The sequence below is a fragment of the Chloroflexus aurantiacus J-10-fl genome (assembly GCF_000018865.1).
Classification (GTDB): domain Bacteria; phylum Chloroflexota; class Chloroflexia; order Chloroflexales; family Chloroflexaceae; genus Chloroflexus; species Chloroflexus aurantiacus.
Map to the genome: position 1 here is coordinate 5,075,357 of NC_010175.1, position 20,208 is coordinate 5,095,564.

The 20,208-nt window shown below is 57.2% G+C and carries 15 protein-coding genes; 5 read left to right on the plus strand and 10 right to left on the minus strand.

Annotation, left to right across the window (positions count from 1 at the left end; all coding sequences use genetic code 11):
• The first annotated feature begins 277 nt into the window (after nucleotides 1-277).
• The 4 genes from bchY (at nucleotide 278) to eno (ending at nucleotide 5,406) form a co-directional block, all read left to right on the plus strand.
• Nucleotides 278-1,594: a chlorophyllide a reductase subunit Y gene (bchY, locus tag CAUR_RS19955; protein ID WP_012259636.1), complete on the plus strand. Its 1,317-nt coding sequence runs from the start codon at nucleotides 278-280 to the stop codon at nucleotides 1,592-1,594.
• Entirely contained in the window at nucleotides 1,591-3,072 is a 1,482-nt protein-coding gene (gene bchZ, locus CAUR_RS19960) for a chlorophyllide a reductase subunit Z (RefSeq protein WP_012259637.1), read from the plus strand. The genes bchY and bchZ overlap by 4 nt, the downstream gene beginning before the upstream one ends.
• Nucleotides 3,073-3,147: 75 nt before the next feature.
• Entirely contained in the window at nucleotides 3,148-3,933 is a 786-nt protein-coding gene (surE, locus tag CAUR_RS19965; RefSeq protein ID WP_012259638.1) for a 5'/3'-nucleotidase SurE, read from the plus strand.
• Between the two features lie 192 nt (nucleotides 3,934-4,125).
• Nucleotides 4,126-5,406, plus strand: coding sequence for a phosphopyruvate hydratase (eno, locus tag CAUR_RS19970; protein WP_012259639.1), 1,281 nt, complete (start codon nucleotides 4,126-4,128; stop codon nucleotides 5,404-5,406).
• Between the two features lie 229 nt (nucleotides 5,407-5,635).
• Here eno and CAUR_RS19975 read toward each other — a convergent pair whose 3' ends face one another.
• The 10 genes from CAUR_RS19975 to CAUR_RS20020 all read right to left on the minus strand — a co-directional run bounded on the left by CAUR_RS19975 (nucleotide 5,636) and on the right by CAUR_RS20020 (nucleotide 19,166).
• Entirely contained in the window at nucleotides 5,636-6,922 is a 1,287-nt protein-coding gene (locus CAUR_RS19975) for a citrate synthase (protein ID WP_015909504.1), read from the minus strand.
• A gap of 236 nt (nucleotides 6,923-7,158) precedes the next feature.
• The gene (locus CAUR_RS19980) at nucleotides 7,159-10,137 is read right to left on the minus strand and encodes a hypothetical protein (protein WP_012259641.1); all 2,979 of its coding nucleotides are present in this window, start codon (nucleotides 10,135-10,137) and stop codon (nucleotides 7,159-7,161) included.
• A gap of 113 nt (nucleotides 10,138-10,250) precedes the next feature.
• Nucleotides 10,251-11,420 (minus strand): MFS transporter, encoded by a 1,170-nt coding sequence (locus tag CAUR_RS19985; RefSeq protein ID WP_012259642.1) that lies wholly within the window; start codon nucleotides 11,418-11,420, stop codon nucleotides 10,251-10,253.
• Nucleotides 11,421-11,508: 88 nt separating this feature from the next.
• Nucleotides 11,509-12,462 (minus strand): formimidoylglutamase, encoded by a 954-nt coding sequence (locus CAUR_RS19990; protein WP_242604995.1) that lies wholly within the window; start codon nucleotides 12,460-12,462, stop codon nucleotides 11,509-11,511.
• Nucleotides 12,463-12,464: 2 nt separating this feature from the next.
• Nucleotides 12,465-12,710 (minus strand): hypothetical protein, encoded by a 246-nt coding sequence (locus CAUR_RS19995; protein ID WP_012259644.1) that lies wholly within the window; start codon nucleotides 12,708-12,710, stop codon nucleotides 12,465-12,467.
• Between the two features lie 26 nt (nucleotides 12,711-12,736).
• On the minus strand, nucleotides 12,737-13,258 hold the full coding sequence (locus CAUR_RS20000) for an FHA domain-containing protein (protein WP_012259645.1): 522 nt from the start codon (nucleotides 13,256-13,258) through the stop codon (nucleotides 12,737-12,739).
• Between the two features lie 16 nt (nucleotides 13,259-13,274).
• Nucleotides 13,275-14,531, minus strand: a complete 1,257-nt coding sequence (locus CAUR_RS20005) for a vWA domain-containing protein (RefSeq protein WP_012259646.1) — start codon at nucleotides 14,529-14,531, stop codon at nucleotides 13,275-13,277.
• 2 nt (nucleotides 14,532-14,533) lie between these two features.
• Entirely contained in the window at nucleotides 14,534-15,484 is a 951-nt protein-coding gene (locus tag CAUR_RS20010; RefSeq protein WP_012259647.1) for a PP2C family protein-serine/threonine phosphatase, read from the minus strand.
• A gap of 29 nt (nucleotides 15,485-15,513) precedes the next feature.
• Entirely contained in the window at nucleotides 15,514-17,532 is a 2,019-nt protein-coding gene (locus CAUR_RS20015) for an outer membrane protein assembly factor BamB family protein (protein WP_012259648.1), read from the minus strand.
• A gap of 149 nt (nucleotides 17,533-17,681) precedes the next feature.
• Complete coding sequence (locus CAUR_RS20020; protein ID WP_012259649.1) at nucleotides 17,682-19,166, minus strand: FGGY family carbohydrate kinase; 1,485 nt, start codon at nucleotides 19,164-19,166, stop codon at nucleotides 17,682-17,684.
• Nucleotides 19,167-19,347: 181 nt separating this feature from the next.
• Between CAUR_RS20020 and CAUR_RS20025 the strand changes: the two genes are divergently transcribed.
• Nucleotides 19,348-20,151 carry a DUF4058 family protein gene (locus tag CAUR_RS20025; protein WP_012259650.1) on the plus strand — a complete coding sequence of 268 codons (804 nt, stop codon included), beginning with the start codon at nucleotides 19,348-19,350 and terminating at the stop codon, nucleotides 20,149-20,151.
• Nucleotides 20,152-20,208 lie beyond the last annotated feature (57 nt).

Consider the following 20,208-nt stretch of genomic DNA (forward strand, 5'->3'; position numbering starts at 1 on the left):
TTTAATGCATTGAGGCAGGGTTTTACCCGCCGATCCACACTAACTCGCCCCCTTCCAATTCGCCGCCCGATACCCCCTCCCCGCCGCCAGGCCAACCCCGGAGGGGCTTCCACAGATTGAGGCAAGGTTTTAACCCGCTGGCGCGCCAACCCGCCGCTATCTTTATCCTGCATGACTTATTACGCAAGAATTTTGTTGTATAATACCAACTGTCCGTTTCCCCGTATCATCATCCTGGAACCCAGCAAAGTGGCTGTGTCCAGGCAGAGGAGTTACTATGGCCGAGATCATTCCCCTGACGCCGGCGGGTGCCGATTCAGCGACAGAACCGTTTCGTGGTGGCGCCTGCAAACTCCATCCCCAGACAATGTGCCCGGCCTTCGGAGCCTTACGGGTACTGACCAGGATCGAGGGCGCACAACCGGCAATGGTTACCGATACCGGCTGTTTGTACGGTCTGACGTTCGTCACCCATTTCTACGCCGCCCGCAAGAGCATCGTTGCTCCTGCCCTCGGTACGGCTGAATTGTCGAGCGGCAAGGTTCAGGAAGCAGCCAATGCCGCAATTGCCGAGGCTGCATCAGCGGCTAATACCACGTTCATTCCAGTTATTTCACTCTGTGTCGCCGAAACAGCCGGCCTCGCCGAAGAGTTGTTGCCGAAAGAGATTGACGGCAAGCCGGTCATTCTGGTGCGAGTGCCCGCGTATGCCATCCATTCCCATCCTGAAGCCAAAGACGTTGCCCTGGCAGCGGTGATGCGGCGATTTATCGACACCAGCGGCGACCACGAGCCGGGCACCCTGGCCCTGATCGGTGAGGTCTTTCCTGCCGATCCGCTGTTGATAGACGGGGTTGTACGCCGGATGGGTGGGCGCGTCGTCACGACGCTACCCGGTCGGCATGTTGATGAGATTCGGCAGGCGGGGCGGGCAGCCGCAGTCGCGGCCCTTCACCCCTTCTACCGCGAGACGATTGGTGTGTTGCGTGAGCGCGGTGTGGCGGTGATCAGCGGTGCTCCCATCGGTGCCGACGGCAGTGCAGCCTGGCTCCGTGCGATTGGGGCAGCCCTTGAACTCGATGAAGATGTGGTCGAACGGGTTGCTGCCGAGGAAGAAGCTGCTGCCCGCGGTTTTCTGGCCAGTAAGCCATTGCAGGGCGCGACCATCCTGGTTTCGGGCTATGAAGGGAATGAGATGCTCTACGCCCGCCTGTTGATCGAAGGCGGCGCCCATGTGCCGTATGTGAGCACGAGTATTGGGCCGAGTGCGCTCACTGCCGCCGACGAAGCCTGGCTGAAAGCGCACGGCACGCAGGCCGTGATCTATCGCAAAACCCTGGAAGATGATAAGGCGGCAATGGAACGCTGGTCGTTTGACCTCATCATCGGCACCACGACACTGGCTGCCTACGCTAAAGAGAAGGGTATTCCCGCCGTCTACTACACCAACATCCTCAGCGTGCGCCCCCTCTTCCTGGCCGGGGGGATGATCGCTTCGCTCACCTTTGTCCGTGATCTGCTCAACCGCAAGCCCATCTACGACCGCATGCTGGCCTTCTTCGAGGGTGATGATCGCCGGGAGGGACATCGATGAGTATCACGCTGATCCGCGATATTTCTGACACAAGTAGCTACTGGGGAGCGTCGTGGGTGTTTGGCTGCTTCCCCGATGTGCATATCGTCTGCGATGCACCAATCGGTTGTTACAACCTGCTCGGCATGGCGGTCACCGATTATACCGACGCCTTGCCACACATGGCCAACCTGACCCCAACCTCGATCCGCGAGGAGGATGTCATCAACGGTACTGCCAAAGCGCTGATTCGCACCATCGACGATCTGCGCACGATGGGTATGCTGGACGGCAAACGCTTACTGGTCATCTCCACGGCTGAGAGTGAGATGATCAGCGCCGATCACGCCCAACTGGTCGCTCGGATTGATCCCGACGCCCGCTTCTTCTGGAGCCAATCTCTGGAACAGGACGAATGGATAGGGCGTGAACGCGCTCTGCGCTTTGCCTGGGAACAGTACGGCAAGCCGTTTGTTGACGCGGATGTCCAGCCTCGTCCGCGCACGGTCAACATTATCGGGCCGTCCCTTGGCTGCTTCAACGCGCCAAGCGACCTCTACGAACTGAAGCGGTTGATCACCGGGATTGGTGCCGAGATCAATCTCGTTTACCCCTACGAAGGCAGCATTGCTACGACACCCAAACTGGCTGAAGCGGCAGTGAATGTGGTGATGTACCGCGAATTCGGGCAGGGGTTGGCTGAAGATTTGGGACGACCGTATCTCTTTGCGCCGTTTGGTGTGTTTGGGACGACGGCCTTTTTGCGCGAATTGGGGCAGCTCCTGGGCATTGATCCGGCCCAAGTTGACGCCTTCATTGAGCGCGAGAAGCGCACCACCCTGCAGCCGGTGTGGGATTTGTGGCGTGGGCCGCAGAGTGACTGGTTTGCCACCGTGGATTGCGCTATTGTCGCTGCCCGCAGCTATGCCGATGGTCTGCGCAGCTTTCTCGGCGACGAGCTGGGGATGAAGATTGCCTGGGTATCGGGCCGCCCGCGCCGGGAAGATGAACCCGACAATATCGAGATTCGCAAACGGTTACACGCCAAAGCGCCGGCCTTCGTCTTCGGTAGTATCAACGAGAAGATCTATCTGGCCGAAGCTAACGCTCGCGGTACCCATTTCATTCCCGCAACCTTCCCCGGCCCGGTTGTCCGTCGCACCACCGGCACCCCGTTTATGGGCTATGCCGGCGCCGCCAATATCATGCAAGAACTGGTGAATCGGTTCTACGAAACGGTGATCAACTTCCTACCGGTCGAGACCATCAATCCCGGCCCTGCCGGCCCACCCAAACCGACCTCTGCGGAAACGATGCCCTGGACGAAAGAGGCAACCGAGCGGCTGAACGCAGCCCTTGAGGCCGTCCCTTACCTTGCCCGCATCAGTGCCAGCCGCACCTTGCGTGCCGCCGCCGAGCAACTTGCAAAGGCACGTGGTCTGAACGAGGTTGGCATCGAGATTGTCGAAGCGGCAATTGCTCAGAGTGGCGCGGCGTGATATGCTGAACAGAGAACGTCGTCTCTTGACGGCGTTCTCTGCCGATGATCAGATCACGTTGCGGAGTAATGCTGCATGCATATCTTAGTGACCAATGATGACGGAATCGATAGCCCCGGCCTGTGGGCACTGGCCAAAGCAATGCGCGCGGCGGGTGCCAGGGTGAGTGTCGTTGCTCCAGCCGAAGAACAGAGCGCCATGAGTATGGCGCTGCCACCGCAAACTAACCGCGAATTACGCGCAATTATTCCCCCTGCCGAACTTGATGGTATGCTGGCCTTTGCCCACAATGGCTCACCGGTGGGCTGCGTGACGGTGGCGATGTTGAGTGGGGTGCTGCCTCCAATCGACGCAGTCGTTGCCGGCATTAACCGTGGCCTGAACGGTGGCAGTAATGTGATGCTGAGCGGTACGGTCGGAGCGGCGATGATTGGGGCGCTGTGGGGACTGCCGGCTATGGCCGTCTCCCTGCAATATATCGGCCCTGAGCCGATGCCGTGGGCGACGGCAGCTTACGTTGCCGAGCGCTTGTTTCCGTTGCTCGAACAAATTCGCGGTCAGGCACCGCTGGTGCTGAACGTCAATGTCCCCCACGTCGCTTCACCAGACGATCTGCGCGGATTTCGCCAAACCCGTCTTTCAGAGTTTTTCTTCGGTCACTACCTCGATATTGAACTCAACCCGACCGGCCCGGTGGAACGTTCACAAATCATCTTTCGCTTCGCTCGCGAACGGGTTCCCGATTTCGATGTCGATACCGATGATGGTGCGGTGCGCGCCGGTTACGTCTCGATCACACCATTGCGACCGCTGATGAACAGCAGTCCGTTGACGCTCAATTTACCCGATCTACACGCCTGATCATGCTCTGGCACTCATCCCGGTTTACGTAAGCCACGCTTCCGCGCCAACCGCACTGCTGGTTGGGCAGCGGAAGCGGTACGTTCACAATACCTTCACGCAGCGCTCCGCTTATTCGTGCTATACTGAGCAGCGGTCAACAACTACACGTTGTTCGACCAAAGGATTCGGGCCTGGTTTCCCGGAGGAAGTATGTCAACACTAATTGAAGCAATCGTTGCCCGTGAGGTGCTTGATTCACGAGGCAATCCAACCATCGAAGTCGATGTGCGGCTGGAAAGTGGTGATGTCGGACGGGCCATCGTACCCAGTGGTGCCTCAACCGGCGCCCATGAAGCGCTGGAGTTGCGCGATGGCGACAAATCACGGTACAACGGCAAGGGGGTGCTGAAAGCCGTACAGGCGGTCAACGAAGACATTGCCGAAGCGTTGATCGGCTTCGACGCTGCTGACCAGATTGCCCTTGATCAGGAACTGATCGCGCTCGATGGCACGCCCAACAAGAGCAAGCTCGGTGCCAACGCCATTCTGGGTGTCTCGCTGGCGGCGGCGAAGGCGGCTGCGGCTGCGTTTGGCCTGCCCCTCTACCGCTACCTGGGTGGTGTGTACGCCCACGTACTGCCGGTGCCGATGATGAACATCATGAACGGCGGTCAGCACGCCACGAACAGCACCGACTTTCAGGAGTTTATGATTATGCCGGTCGGTGCCGAGAGCTTCCGCGAGGGTCTGCGCTGGGGTGCCGAGATTTATCACATGTTGAAGAAGGTCATTCACGACCGCGGCTTCAGCACGACGGTTGGCGACGAAGGTGGGTTTGCCCCCAGCCTGCCTACCAACGACGCCCCACTGCAACTGATCATGGAAGCTATCGAGAAGGCCGGCTATCGCCCTGGCGAGCAGATCGTTATCGCCCTCGACCCGGCGACAACCGAGATTTTTGAGGATGGCAAGTATCATCTCAAGCGCGAAGGCCGTTCGCTTTCCAGCGCCGAGATGGTTGACTACTGGGTTGATCTGGTCAATCGCTATCCGATCATCTCTCTCGAAGACGGTCTGGCCGAAGACGACTGGGAAGGTTGGGCACTGTTGCGAGCGAAGCTGGGCGACCGCGTTCAACTGGTCGGCGATGACTTCCTGGTCACGAATGTGCAACGGCTTCAGCGGGCAATCGAGGCCAAAGCAGCCAACTCCATTCTGATCAAGCTCAATCAGATCGGTTCGCTCACCGAGACGCTGAGTGCAATCCAACTGGCGCAGCGCAGCGGATGGACGGCAGTGGTATCGCACCGTTCCGGCGAGAGCGAAGACGTTACGATTGCCGACCTGGTGGTAGCAACAAATGCCGGTCAGATCAAGACAGGAGCACCGGCACGTACCGACCGGATTGCCAAGTACAATCAACTACTGCGGATCGAGGAAGAGCTGGGAAGCGCTGCCCGTTATGCCGGTCGTAGTGCGTTTAAGGTGTAGGATCGCATAACATCTCCTGCACTATACACTATACACCGGGCGAACGTAGCTTGCAGGGCAATCGTTTGGTTGCCCTGCAAGCTACATCTGTCGGTAAGGGACGCTTAACCTTCAGATACAACGATCCAATCGCCACCCACGACAACCACCTGCGTCTTCACCCTCATCCAACCGACTACCGAATCATCAGGGCGGCCTGACGACCGCCCTGATAATTATTATCGTTCAATTAGCGCTGATCAATCGGCACATAATCCCGCCGCTGTGGGCCAACATAGACCTGTCGTGGACGGGTAATCTTCTGCTCGGGGTCTTCGAGCATCTCGATCCACTGTGCCAGCCAGCCTGAAGCGCGTGGAATTGCGAACAGGAAGGGGAAGTACTCGATTGGGAAGCGCAGTGCCTGATAGATCAGACCGCTGTAGAAATCCACATTCGGATAGAGCTTGCGCGAGATAAAGTACTCGTCTTCCAATGCAGTTCGCTCAAGCTCCATCGCGACATCGAGCAGCGGGTTGGCAGCAGTAGCCGCAAAGACTTCGTGAGCGATCTTACGAATGATCTTGGCCCGCGGATCGTAATTCTTGTAAACGCGATGACCAAAGCCCATGAGACGCATTTCACCCTTCTTCACCCGCTCGATAAATGCCGGCACGTTCTTTGGATGGCCGATCTGCTGCAACATGCGCAGTACCGCCTCGTTGGCACCACCGTGGAGTGGGCCGTAGAGAGCGGCTGCGGCAGCGGCCAGCGCATTGTACGGATCAGCGTGGCTTGAGCCAACACTACGCATGACCGAGGTAGAGCAGTTCTGCTCGTGATCAGCATGCAAAATGAAGAGCACATCCAGCGCTTTGGCCAGCACTGGATTTACTTCATACTCGCGCTGATTCATATAGTCCATCATGTACAGCAGGTTGGCGGTGTAGCTGAGCGAGCTATCGGGCAAATTGAATGGACGACCGATGCGGTGGCGGTAGGCAAAGGCAGCAATTGTCGGGATCTGGCCGATAATACGCCAGATTTGCTTTTCGCGCACAGCCGGATCGTGGATGTTCTTGGCTTCGGGGTATAGCGTGGACATTGCCGCTACGGAGCTGATGAGAATACCCATTGGATGGGCGTCGTAGCGGAAGGCTTGAATCAGCTCTACCAGGCTGTTGTGGAGGAAAAGATGCCGACTGATCCGGTATTCCCACCAGGCCAGGCGTTCCTTTGAGGGGAGTTCCCCGTACAGCAGCAGGTACGCAACCTCAAGATACGAACTCTGCTCAGCCAGTTGCTCAATTGGATAACCTCGATACTCTAGAATCCCCTTATCACCGTCGATGTAGGTGATGCTACTCTTACAGGATGCAGTATTGAGGTAAGCCGGATCATAGGACATCAAACCAAAATCGTCTTCCGATACTTTGATCTGGCGTAAATCGGTTGCCCGAATGGTGTTGTTCTCGATGGGAATCTCGTACGTTTTACCGGTGCGGTTGTCGGTTACGGTGAGAGTGTTCCTGGTCATAGCCATGCTCTTTCATGCTCACTGCGACTGCATCGCCATTGATACATCAGTGCTACCGCACTGTGATCGACATCATGGAGGCCGTACTACAGTAGTTCTATTGTGGTGGTACGCTCCTTCGTATTGTACCAAAAGTTGTTACAGATTGCACGGAGTTGAGTTATAGCCCACTCTGCCACCACCCAGGATTGTTGGGCAAGTGCTGACAGGTGTGTGACCCAACCCGCTGCGCCGGTTTAATGACCGGCAATCATGGCCGGTGCCACCACTTCAATCGGGACGCGCCAGACGGTTGTATCAGTACCTGCGACCGGTAGCGGTTCGAGGGAGGGCCAGCGGTAACTCCCAATCACAAGCCAGTAACGGCCCGGAGGTAGATCAGCCGGAATGGTCAAACGACGATCATCGATCACCACTTCACCTGCCTGCCAGAGACTGGTTGGGCGTCCCCCGGCTGCCGGTGGGCCATCGACATCAACAATGCGTTCATCGCGATCATTGCGGAGATGCAGCATAATACTCCGTTCATCGAGATTGCCACGCACTGCTTCCCACCACAGCGTGATGGCAATGCTTTCACCAGCCGTTACCCGCCCGGCACTCAGATCATACCCGCGCAGCAGCATATCATCCCCAAAACGAATGTTAAGAGGATTGACAGGACGGTTCATCGCTGTTGCAAGGAGCGGATGTTGCGCGACCCAATCGAGTGTAACATTGCCGGCCAGATCGATAGTGAATGCAAAGAGGTCTACCGGCGTCAGCAGAGCACGCTGATCGGTACCGAGCCAGAGCCGGGCTGTGTAAGCGCCGGGTTGTCGTACACCTTGCTGAACACCGAGTGGTAATGGTTCGCCGGCCCCATCAACGGCAATTGCCGTCCCATCACGCAGATCAATCGTGATCGTTTGCTGCTGGATGGTAGCAGCAACCGGTACGCGCAACCCGTAGCGCCCGAAGAAATACCCCTGTCGTCGATCCCACAACTCAATAGCGGCAACCACCGGGCCACTGTCCGGGTTGAACATCGTCAGTGATGTTGTTATGCGCAAGTCGTCTGCCGTACTGGTTGCCTGTAGCACGACATTATGGGGTAATCGCCCACGAACAACTGGTGGATCAGTTGTCAGCAACGCACTCTGAAGCAGGATCGGTTCGGCTCCGTGCTGACGCACTGCTACTGCCCGCGAACTCAACAGAGGGCCAACTGTTAACCAGCTTCGCCCTGCCGGGACGCGATACGTGCGACCATCAATGCTCAGGCCACTCTCGGCCAACGCCGCAACCTGGAGGGTCAACCAGCGCTCATCTGGTTCGCTGGCAGAAGGTATTTCGTTCAGTCCCAAACGTCGATCAGAAACAGACAGCGTCATTGCCTGATCAACGCGCAGCAATTGATCGAGAGGTAAATGGGCAATCACCGATTCCGGCTTTCGATAAAGAGCATAGGTGTCACTACGCCAGACTGGAGACGCGACAATTCCCCAGGCAGTCGGATCTTCATCGCGATGCAACAGCACGTAATCGCCAATACCTGTAGTATTTGTCGCTACCGACGTTGCATAGCCGGTACGCACCGCACCGTACACAGCAGTATGATCGAGTAAGTAAGCTGCCAACGCACTGTTCACACCCTGCACTCGTGGATCTCCCGACAGAAATACGCTACTCCCTGCCGGTACGACCTGCCGCAAATCGCGTAATGCCGGCAGGGTGTCGGCAAAGAGGCCAGGGCGCTCCCAATGATCGATAACAACACGCACAGCAGTAACTGCGATGGAAGCCCCGACACATAACGCCACACCAACAATGCTGATCAGGCGCCACCGGTACACCGGCTGCATCCATCGCTCAACCAGAGCTTGCAGACCGGCAACGGCTAGTACGACAGCAAGCCACCCTACGTAGGCTGCTGCTTTGAGGTAGCCGTAGTGATACCCTGAACCAAAGCGCAAATAGAGCAGAAACAGGATCACGCCGAGAAGTATCCCGATCCAGCGTGCACGTTGAGGGGTTACAACAAGTGCATAACCGGCCAGTCCTATCATCATCAGCGCAGCCGCCCCGGCAAGCGGGTTTAATGGTTCGGGTGCAGCACGCAAACGAAAGGGGGTTAGCCCAACAATATCACTCAGTGGCACAAAGCGAAAGAGACCAAGAGTGGTTAAGGGCAGACTGTAGCGGTAATTAAATCCGGCAAAATAGTCTGGTATTGTAGGTAACGCTAGCAGGAGTGTGACCAGAAAGAGACTCACCGCCTGCCGGATCACCCGCCAGCGGTCTTGCGTTTGCCAGAGTGTGACGATCCCGATTCCAGCCGCCATCAGGCCAACCGGGCCAAGCGCCGGGTAGTAGGTGATCGGCAACGCCGCCAGGCCGATGGCCGCTGCAACCAATCCCTCGCCAAACCGGGGAGCCTGAACAACAGCAAGCCCTACTATGATTGCCAACGGTATTAGCGGCCAGGCGGCAAGCTGCATTCCGAAGTTGAAGAAACTCACCCACAGTAAGAGACCATTGAGCACGGACAGTAGCGCAGCGATGGTCGCTGACCAGCGCCGCAGATCGAAGACAACCTGTAACAGCACGTATATACCGACACCACCCAACGCCCGCAACCAGGCCAGCAGCGGGGCAAAGCTGGTTAGCGGTTCACTGCCACCGAGCAGATCAACGCTTCCCTGCCAGATGCTGAACCCAAGGGTTAACCCGATCCGGGGTGGACTGGCATTCAGATCGCGTAGTGGATTAGCCGGAGCGGTGGCAATGGCGCTTACCGGCCCCCGGCTGAGGTAACGAGCGGTTGGCCAGTAATTTTCAATATCCCAACCTTCACCAATCGGTGCCGAGTAGCCATAACTCAATAACGGTGCGACACCGATAATGATCCCAACTCCTGCCACCAGAAGTGCCGGCCAGTACTGCCGCAGGGCTATGGATATACGCGGTGGGCCGTATCGCCACCATGCCAGCCCGTTACACAAACCACCGAGCGGCAAAAGAATGCCCAGTGCCAACCCTAATCCACCGAGAAAACGCACGACCCAATACCCAATGACTATCGTCAGTGCGTATCCCATCAGGGGCGCTAGCAACGCTCGCCATGGCTGAAGTACAGGCGGGAGCAGGAGTCGTGCAATTCCCCACCCAACCCAGAACGCCAGCAGACTTGCCGTTATCAGCGGCAACAGGATATCAACAACCAGCGTATTCATACCGATCCCGGCCTCATTGCCGAAATGGCAATCCCTCGCGCAGCGGGGCGGAGGGATCGCATCCTGCGACTGTCGAGGTCAACTATCAATATCCATGTAGCGAATCGTCGACATCATTGCCGACGGGCAACGTAGAACAACACCAGCGCCGCACCCAGGTAGAGCGCCGCCGAGACACCAATCAGCGCCGGTAGTGCTCTATCATACAACAAACCAAGACAAGCGCTGCCGACAAACCAGCTCACACCAAAACCGGCGTGAAACAGGCCATACGCCGCACCTCGCCGATCAGGTGGTGCCAATTGGCCTACCGCAGCGCGCAAGATTGACTCTTGCGCTCCTAACACTGCCCCCCAAAGGACAACACCGATGATAACGGTAAGCAGACCGGTACTGAAGAGAAGTGGGGTGCTCAAAGCTCCCAGAGCGGTTACCCCAACCAATGCGCCAAGGCCAATCCGGTCGTAGAGCAAGCCAAAGCCGAACGCAGCAACAGCATCAACCGTCATCGCCAGCGCGTACAATGCAGGAATACCCGCCGGCTGAACGATTTGCAGGCGCTGTAGATGGTAGGCAGCCAGGGCAAAATCAACACTGGCCGCCGCAAAGAGGGCAACGCCGGCCAAGTAATACCAGAACTGACGCGAAAAGCCGGTTGTGGTTATTGCCGGGGTTTGTCGCGCTAAATCGGCAGGCTGTGGAAAGCGCATCCGTGCCATCAACAAGACCATCATGCAGAGCAGGCCAGGAATAATCAATACCCCAAACGCCAGTTGAAAGTTCCCACTGAATGCCAGGATTCCGGCCAGCAGCAGCGGCGCCAGCACTGCACCAATCTGATCCAGCACTTCGTGCAGCCCAAAGCCTTTACCTGCACCTACTCGATCAGCAGCGTATGAGATCAGGGTATCTTTCGCCGGACTGCGTAACGCTTTGCTCAAACGCTCAACCATCAACAGACCAACAGCCAAAGGCCACGCATTGGCTAAAGCGAGCAACGGGACTGCAATAACCGTCAAACTATAGCCAAGAATAGTCAGCAACCAGTAGCGCCGGGTGCGGTCGCTGAGATAACCGAAGACCAGACGCAACCCATAGCCGATCAGCTCGCCAATCCCTGCCGTCAACCCCACAACCGCACCACTGGCACCGAGCAAGGCCAGATACTGACCACTCAGACTTCGGCCACCCTCGTAGACCATATCGGCCAGCAGACTCACGACACCCATGAGGGTAATGAACTGAAGGGCACGCTTGTAGGCCGGGGAAGATATAACGCTCATGGCAAACCTCTCGACGCATGTCCTGTACCAATGACCTGGACAGAAAGATGTGACCAGCAGGTAAAAACGCAACAGATATTAACGTCTATTAACGTCTTCCCCCTCCACGATGAGTCGCAAAGGCTACCAGAGCGTGCCAGATCGCAACTGCCGCCAGGCGTGCAGTACGATCATCAATATCGTATTGGGGATTGAGTTCACTGAATTCGATCAGGCGCGTGCGTGGCTCAGCACCGGCCAGCGTTGCCAGCGCAACCAGTTCATCACCGCGCATACCGAGCGGGTTGGGGGCGCTGACTCCAGGCGCCTCGGCAACCTGTACCACATCGAGGTCAAAACCCCAGCCGATACTCCCGGCATCACTCGTAGCGAGTAGAGACCGCATCGTATCGGCAACCCCATAGTGACGGGCAGTGTTCAACTCGATAATCGTCGCACCTCGTGTGCGCAGGTATTCAGTATACGCGGGTGAGTTGGCGAATGGTTGCACCCCACATACCCAGTAGCGTTGTGGTGCAATCAGACCTGCTTCAATCAGTTGCCGATAGGGGGTACCGCTATTTGCCGGTTGATCGGCCCGCACGTCGTAATGCGCATCGACATTAATTGCCAGCGGCGGCGGCGGAGCTGCCACTGCCATCGCCGCCATATCGGGAAAGCTAATATCATTCCCTCCGCCAAGCGAAATGAGCAACTTTCCATCGGCAATGATACGCGCTACCAGAGCCTGCTGACGCGCATGAATCGTTTCGAGGTCGCCGGTGGTATCTACATCACCGAGATCGCAGATCGTAAGATGTTGCAAACCGGTAATACCCAGGCGGTATAGACAACGCCGAATTGCGGTCGGCCCCTGCGCAGCACCGGGCCGACCACGATTACGCAGCACGCCGATGTCCTGTGGACAACCGAGAATCACAACCTGAGCAGCATCATACCCGCCCACACCGGGAATGACTAATTCACCCAGACGTTGGTCGTTCGGATCATCACGGCGATAGAAGAGATCACTCGCCGGGGGATGTAGATGTGACCATGGCACGTTCACTGGCGGAAGAAATCGATGACCTGGCTGCGTTCTTCTTCACTCGGCATCAATTCGATGAAGGTGATGCGATGCCAGGGGAAAATCACGGCCTGTACACCGGCAGCCAGATACGGCACCGGCTTGCCATCACGTTTGCGCATATTTGTCACTTTAATGAAGAGATCGCCGGGCTGCGGCTCTTGATCGATATCGGCCAGCAGCGGATCTTCGCCGGTGAGATGAAGAATGACTGTTTTCGGCATACAGAAGCCTCCGCAAAGAATGTGTCTTATCCGTTTGTTTCAAATCGCACCAATAGCATACCAAACTGTATTTCGTCACCATGGTGCAGCGGCACAGGACGATCCGGTGACACCCGTTGGCGATTCAAAAACGTTCCGTTAGAACTGCCCAGGTCTTCGAGAACATAGCTGCCATTGTGACAGACAATACGGGCATGGCGCCGCGAAACACCAGCATCGTAGCCCCCATCAAGACTCAAATCAACATCGGGAAAGAAGTTCCGTTGTTGATCTTTACGCCCAATGACCAGTTCAGACGTAACCGGCAAAACGATACGCCGTCCTGAACTCAAAACCACCAGGGCAATCGTTGCGCTTTCAGTCTTGGTAGCGGGCGCCGGCACGATGGTAGCGTCGTCACCGTCCAATTGGGGAGCTTCAGCAGCCGCACGATTCAGAGAGGCCGTGGTCTGGCGAGTAGACCTGGCATGGATCAAACTGGCACCACAAACCGTACAGAAGATAGTCCCATCGAGTTGTTGCGCCTGACAGTGGCTGCAAATCACCATTGGTCATCACTCCAGACTACGATTGCCCTTCGCGCCCAATCAGGCCACGTGTACCGTATTTAATCCGCTTGCGACCTTCTGCACTTGCCTGCCCGGAACGCAGCAGTCGGGTTGCTTCTTCCTGCACAGTACGGGCCAGTTCAATTTCACCTGCTTCAAACAGCCGCGTACCGGCCATTTGCAATCGTCGGGTTGCTTCTTCGAGCTTTCCCTCTTCGACTGCCTGCCAGGCACTGGCCTGGAGCCGATAGGCCACCAGCCGTTCCAGCCAGTGTTTGACCGTTGGATCAACCTCATCGCTGACTTCATCAGGATTGCGGGTTGTGACTGTGAGAACTTGTTCATGGCTTGCAGTGGCGCCATCACTCCCCGGTGTACGGTAGCGCAGGCCAAGACGAAGCAGCGTATGGCGACCAACCGGCAACGGTGGGACAACCAGCTCCATCAGTAACGCCTGTACATCATTTTCGGGCCAATCGCCGAGTGCTGCCCTCCAGACAAAATCAGCCTCTTCAATAACCGGTAATGGCCCGATGTACGGACGCACGCGATCAAGCGAGCGAAGCAGGGCCTGGGAAGGCAGCATAGCTCGTAAGTGGACATCCTGAGCAAAGATGTTGTGCATCCGCTCAACTTCAGCAGTAAAGATTTTGGTAATTTCCGCCGCCGAGGTGATGTAGTGAGTACGACTGTTCTCACGGGCCGCAATAGTTTCGAGTAAATCTTCGTTCCACTCACTCCCAATACCGAGAGCCGTAATCCCGATACCCCGTGATTGCGCACGACGGGCAATCTCTACACAGCGCCCCTCATCGCCGTAGGTACGGCCATCGGTGAGGAGGAGCAGACGATGGACGGCCCGCGGCATCATCGCTCGTTGTAATTCCTGTACACCAAGCGCCAGTCCGGTTGCCATCTCGGTACCACCCGCAGCTTCGATAGCGCTGATCTGGCGTTTGATCTCGGCCCGTGCTCGCGCCAGTTGCGCTGAGACCACAACTTCAGCACGGTCATTAAAGGTAACCAGCGCAAAACTCTCGTGATCGCCCAGCAGATCGAGGATTTGCATCGCTGCCTGCTTGACCTGCTGGAGACGCTCACCGCGCATTGATGAGCTGCGGTCGATGACCAGACACAGGTTGAGCGGCAGGCGCGGCATTTTGGTCGCACCGCTCTGCGCCGATAGCTCGACAAGGGCATAAAGCAACTGCGGCTCTTGACTGGCCGGTAAGACACTTCGACTGGGCGTGATGCGCAGGTCAACCTTACTCATAGCTATGCCTCATCGAGCGGCAACGAAACAACCACCGCCGAAATATTATCGTCGCCGCCGGCCAGATTGGCCAGCGCGATCAACTCTCGACAGACATCATGCGGCCAGGGACTATGACGCAGCGCTTGCTCGATAGCCTTTTCCTCAACCAGACTCCACAGACCATCACTACAGAGAACCAGATGCGAGCAGTTGGTCAACTGGTGGTAGACAAAATCCACTGCTATCTGCGGTTGTTGCCCGACGGTACGGTAAAGCTGATTACGCAGGGGATGATCACGCGCCTCTTCCGGGTCGAGCTGTCCTAATGCAATCAGACGCCCCACCGTCGAGTGATCAGTTGTAAGCAGACGTAATCCACCCGGTTCGTACACATAGCACCGAGAGTCACCTACATGGGCGATGTACAGGCCGTTCCCAATCACCAGAGCGGCGGTACAGGTGGTACCCATATCGGAACCGGTCGCCTGGGCTTCCCGCCAGATCGCCGCGTTTGCCTCCTGCACGGCCTCAATCATCAACGGCTGCAACGCTTCGATCAAACCATCCTCAATCACTGGCAACACCAGCCGCTCAAGCACGCTGGTGAGCACCGTCTGCACTGCCAGCCGGCTGGCTACCTCACCACCCTGATGGCCTCCCATACCATCAGCGACGATGAATAGACCTATAGCAACATCACTCCCCTCACGGGGAAGGGTCATAATCGTAGCCAGAGCACAGTCCTGATTTGCTTCACGCACACGCCCAATGTCACGTAATGCAGCAGCGGCAAAACCCTGCGCTGAACGGCGTAGCGTCAGGGCTGGCTGATAATCCTGCCCGATCTTGCGGGTGCCATCTTCTTCTGGCGGCGTCAGGCGCTGCAGTCGTTCGCGCTCAGCTTCAATGTCGGCCTGACTTAACGGTTCGGTCGGCGTTTCGTCCGCTGCAGGAGTTGTTTCATCCGACATAAGCCCCAATTCCCTTCGCTCTATCGAACTTACGCTTTCAAAGCGTAGAGATGATGATCCATGGAACCGATGTAGACAATGCCATTGACAATCATCGGGGTTGAGACAATCGCCCCTTCGGTTGGATATTTCCAGATCAACTGCCCACTACCGGCATCAAGGCAATAGACAGCCTGATCAACCGCACCGAAATAGAGCCGACCACCTTCTACCCGTGGTGAGGATGTGATCTGACTGCCAACTTCATACTTCCAGACCAGGCGGCCATTTTTGGTATCAAGCGCGTACATCACGCCATCGACACCACCCACAAAGACCCGCGTCCCAACCACAAAGGGTGATGAGTTGATGTAATGGCCGGTACGGAAGCGCCAGGCCGGCCAGCCACCTTCGGCATCGAGGGCGTACAGGTTCTGATCAAGTGAACCGACAAAGACCAGGCCATCACTGTACGCCGGCGACGAACGTACCGGCTGTTGCGTCCGCTGTTTCCATTTCACCGAACCGGTACGGCTATCAAGACAGTAGACATTCCCGTCGTCACCGCCGATAAAGACAGAAGAGCCATTGATACAGGCAGACGAGCGAATGGGGTTCCAGGTGCGGTATTTCCAGATCAACGTACCACGCAGACCATCAATGGCATAGACATGCTGATCATCGGAGCCAACAAAGATCACCCGATCATCAATTCGGGGTGACGAGCGGATCGCCTTGCCAGTCCGAAACGTCCAACGCACGCCACCGCGCCGCATATCGAGGGCGTAAAGCGTACCGTCTTCTGAGCCGATATACACCATATCCTGCCAGACTGCCGGCGACGAACTGATCCCACCCTCGGTCGCATATTTCCAGCGAAACTCGCCCCGTGTTGCATCAAGCGCGTAAACGTTGGTATCGTAACAGCCGACAAATACTAAACCGCCGCTGACAAAGGGCGACGAACGCACTTCATCTTCAAACTTAAACCGCCAGACCAACTCGGTGGTCTGCGCACCCTTGAGAACTGCCGGCGCTGATACCGTTGGCTTAGCCGTACCGGCCCCGGCCAGTGAAGGCACCGTCAACAACGCCTGGCGAAACTCTTCGGCACTCTGCCAGCGCGCTGCCATATCATACTCAAGCGCACGAGCCACTACCGCTTCCATCTCTGGTGAAACGGTTGGGTTGATCTGACGGATCGGGCGTTCTTGAAACGTAAAGGGTGTCTCGAGACGCGGATCGGTATTCGTCAACAAGTGGTGCAGAGTGGCTCCCAGCGCATAAATATCACCAACCGGCTCAGCAACTCCACGGTACTGCTCAGGCGGTGAATAGCCCTCGGTGCCGATCATTGTGCCTTTGCGGTCACCCCGATTAAGATTACGTGCAATCCCAAAGTCAATCAACACAATCCGATCATCGCCGACTACCATCACATTGGATGGCTTCATATCACGGAAGACAATCGGTTCCGGTTTATGATTATGTAAATACGAGAGCACATCACAGATTTGCAGTGCCCAGCGTGCGACCCGCGCTTCATCAAGCGGTTTACCGTGCTCCTCCAGCACCGTCTCCAGGTCTTTCCCCGGAATAAATTCCAGCACGAGGTAGACTTTGCCATTCTCTTCAAAAAAGTCATAGACCTTGGGAATGGCCGGATGTTGCAGGGTCGCCAGCAAACCAGCTTCACGCTGAAAGTTCTTCAGGTTCAGCAGACGAGTCTGCGAATCGGGGGCGCTTTGCGCCATCTCTTTGATTGCGCAATAGCGGACGACATCCTTAAAGCGCAGGTCGCGCCCGCGATACACCACGCTCATACCACCAATCCCAACTGGAGCCTCAACCTGATAACGCCCCTGCAACAGTGTACCGGGGCTGAGCATTGTCGGTATAGCCGGTGCCGACTGGCTGGCCGGTCGGGCTTCAATCTGGCGTGTGCCCTCATCTGCCGCCGCGGGGTGAGCAGCAGGGCTGATCTGGCGCGTCCCCTCCTCAGCAGGAGCGCCGGTATCGGCAGGTTGGGCATTGATAGCTTTAGTACCGACCCGTTTGATCAAACCCATGAATCACCTCACCCGATAGTAGTGCATGCGATTACTGTAACGTTATTGCAATCGTTTCTCTATTATAGAAGGTGTTGGTAGCTTCAGCAACCGCTATCAGGCACGAAATTGACATGCGATGCAAGATAGTTTTCGGCGCTGCACGTCGCCTATACCTTTACCCATCCGCGCACCCGCTCCAGGGCCTTCTGCCACCGCTCGTAGTGCGCAGATCGCTCAGCAGGTGAAAGGCGCGGCACAAAACGCCGGACATGCTCGTCAATCAAGGGTGGTAGCGATTCTTGCGCCCAGACCCCAGCCCCAATCCCGGCCAGCAACGCCACGCCGCGTGCCGTCGTCTCGGTATCAGCCGCTCGCACCAGGGGAACCCCGCTCAGATCGGCTTGAATCTGACAGGCCAGATCACTGGCAGCCAGCCCCCCCCCTACGCGCAACTCTTCTACGCTAATCCCGGCTTCGGCCCGCATCGTCGCCAGAATGTCAACCAATTGAAAGCCGATGGCTTCGTAGAATGCCCTGGCGATATGACCGACATCCACCCCCAACGCCAGCCCGAAGATAGCACCACGAGCACTCCGGTCTTCACTGGGTACGCCTAACCCATTCAGTGCCGGCACAAACACGACCCCACCACTATCCGAAACCCGGGCAGCGTGACGGTCGAGATCGGTCACCCGCCGCACCAGACCAAGCTCACGTAGCCAGTTCGCAGCCGCGCCGGTCGTGGTCATATCGGCTTCGAGGGCATAGGTTGCCACACCTGCAATCTCCCAGGCCAGGTAGGTCTTACAGATGCCCTGGGGCGGTGGTGAAGAACCAATCACCGCATTCACAAATGATGCTGTCCCGTGCGTCGCCACTGCCTGGCCAGGTGCACGACAATCATAACCAAACAGCGCCGATTGTTGATCGGTAATCATTGCCAGCACCGGCACCATCGCTCCATCCACGGCCAGATCGCCAAAATGATGGATGGTTGGACGGGCAACCGGTAACGCTGCGCGCGGCAGATTCAAGGCGTCAATCCATTCATCCCACAGCGCACGTCGGCGCGGATCGTAGACTGTCATGGCCTGCAACAGCGAATGATCAAGCGCATGCTCGCAGGGCTGACCAAGCGCCTGCACGATCCAACCCGCGGCCAGCGACACGCGCAACACCCCACGTTCAGCAGCGCGACGAAAGGCTGCATCGTGTTGCATCCGCCAGGCCATATGCATTGCCCCGGCATACGCACCGGGAAACTGACCCAACCGCTCGCGGCGCTGCGGCCCTAACGGGGTCTGTTCTAACGCTGCAACCATTGGCGCCGTGCGCAGGTCTTGCCAGGTAATGGCATTCCCAATTGGTCGGCCACTGATTGCGTGCCAGGCAAAGACTGTATCGCGTTGTGAGGTGATCCCGCAGGCCAGCAGTTCGTTCCCCCGCACACCGGCCCGCCCTAACGCTTCCTGAATTGCTTCAGCAACACTGCGGGCAATCGCTGCCGGACGCTGCTCGACCCACCCCGGTTGTGGATACACGCGCCCCACAGGCCGATAGCCATAACCACGCACCTGGCCATCGGGATCGTAAATCACCGCCCGACTGCCACTACCACCCTGATCAATCGCGAGAAGATAGCGCTTACTCACAGACTGGCCTCATCTATCGCAAGAACACATGGGGAGTATTATAGCAAGATACACTAAGCTCACGGTTAAGCGCACCTTGCCCTATCCACTTACCACATCACACGCGCTTTTTCAGCCCTGCTACCTTCTTTCATGGTATCATCCTCGTAACACACCAAGTAGCAGGAGAGGAGGCATCTGGATGCCAGGCCCATTTCCCGGTATGGACCCCTATCTGGAACGGCCAGACCTCTGGCCTGACGTGCACCAGCGGCTGATTACATATATTGCTGACACACTTCAGCCCCAGCTTCGCCCGCGCTACCACGCCCGTATCGGGGAACGGCTGTACGTCATTCCACCCCAACGGTCGGTGTACCAGGACGTGACCGTGACTCAACGACAGCCGGTGTCAATCCCGACAACGAGTGGCGGAACTGCGGTGCTGGTAGCCGACACCCCGCTGGTAATTATTGCACCCGCAGAACCTATCCGCGAGCCGTTTATCGAGCTTATTGACCTTGCTCAGGGTGGGCAAGTGGTTACCGTCATCGAAATACTCAGTCCGGCAAACAAGACCGCCGGTGAAGGGCACGATGTGTGCCAACGCAAGCAAGCTGAAGTCCTCGCCAGTGATACGCATCTCGTGGAGGTCGACTTGCTTCGCCAGGGGATGTATACCGTCGCTGTTCCGCTACCCTATCTGACCCCATTTCGGCCCTGGCACTATGTGGTCAGTGTCAGTCGGGCCGGACATCGTGGCCGGTTTGAGGTTTACTTACGCACAATCCGCCAGCGCTTGCCCCGGATTGCGATTCCCCTGCGCCCACCAGACCCCGATGTTGTGCTAGACCTTCAGGCAGTCTTTGATCGCTGTTACGACCACGGCGCGTATGCTGATCTGATCGATTACCGTGCCAATCCCGACATCGCACTGCCTGCCGACGAGGTGGGCTGGGTGGATGAATATTTGCGCCAGCAAGGGCTGCGTGAAGGGGCGGTGTGACGATACGCTGACCAATTGGAGAACCCTTGCAACACTGCGTAGCAGTATGAACGGCAG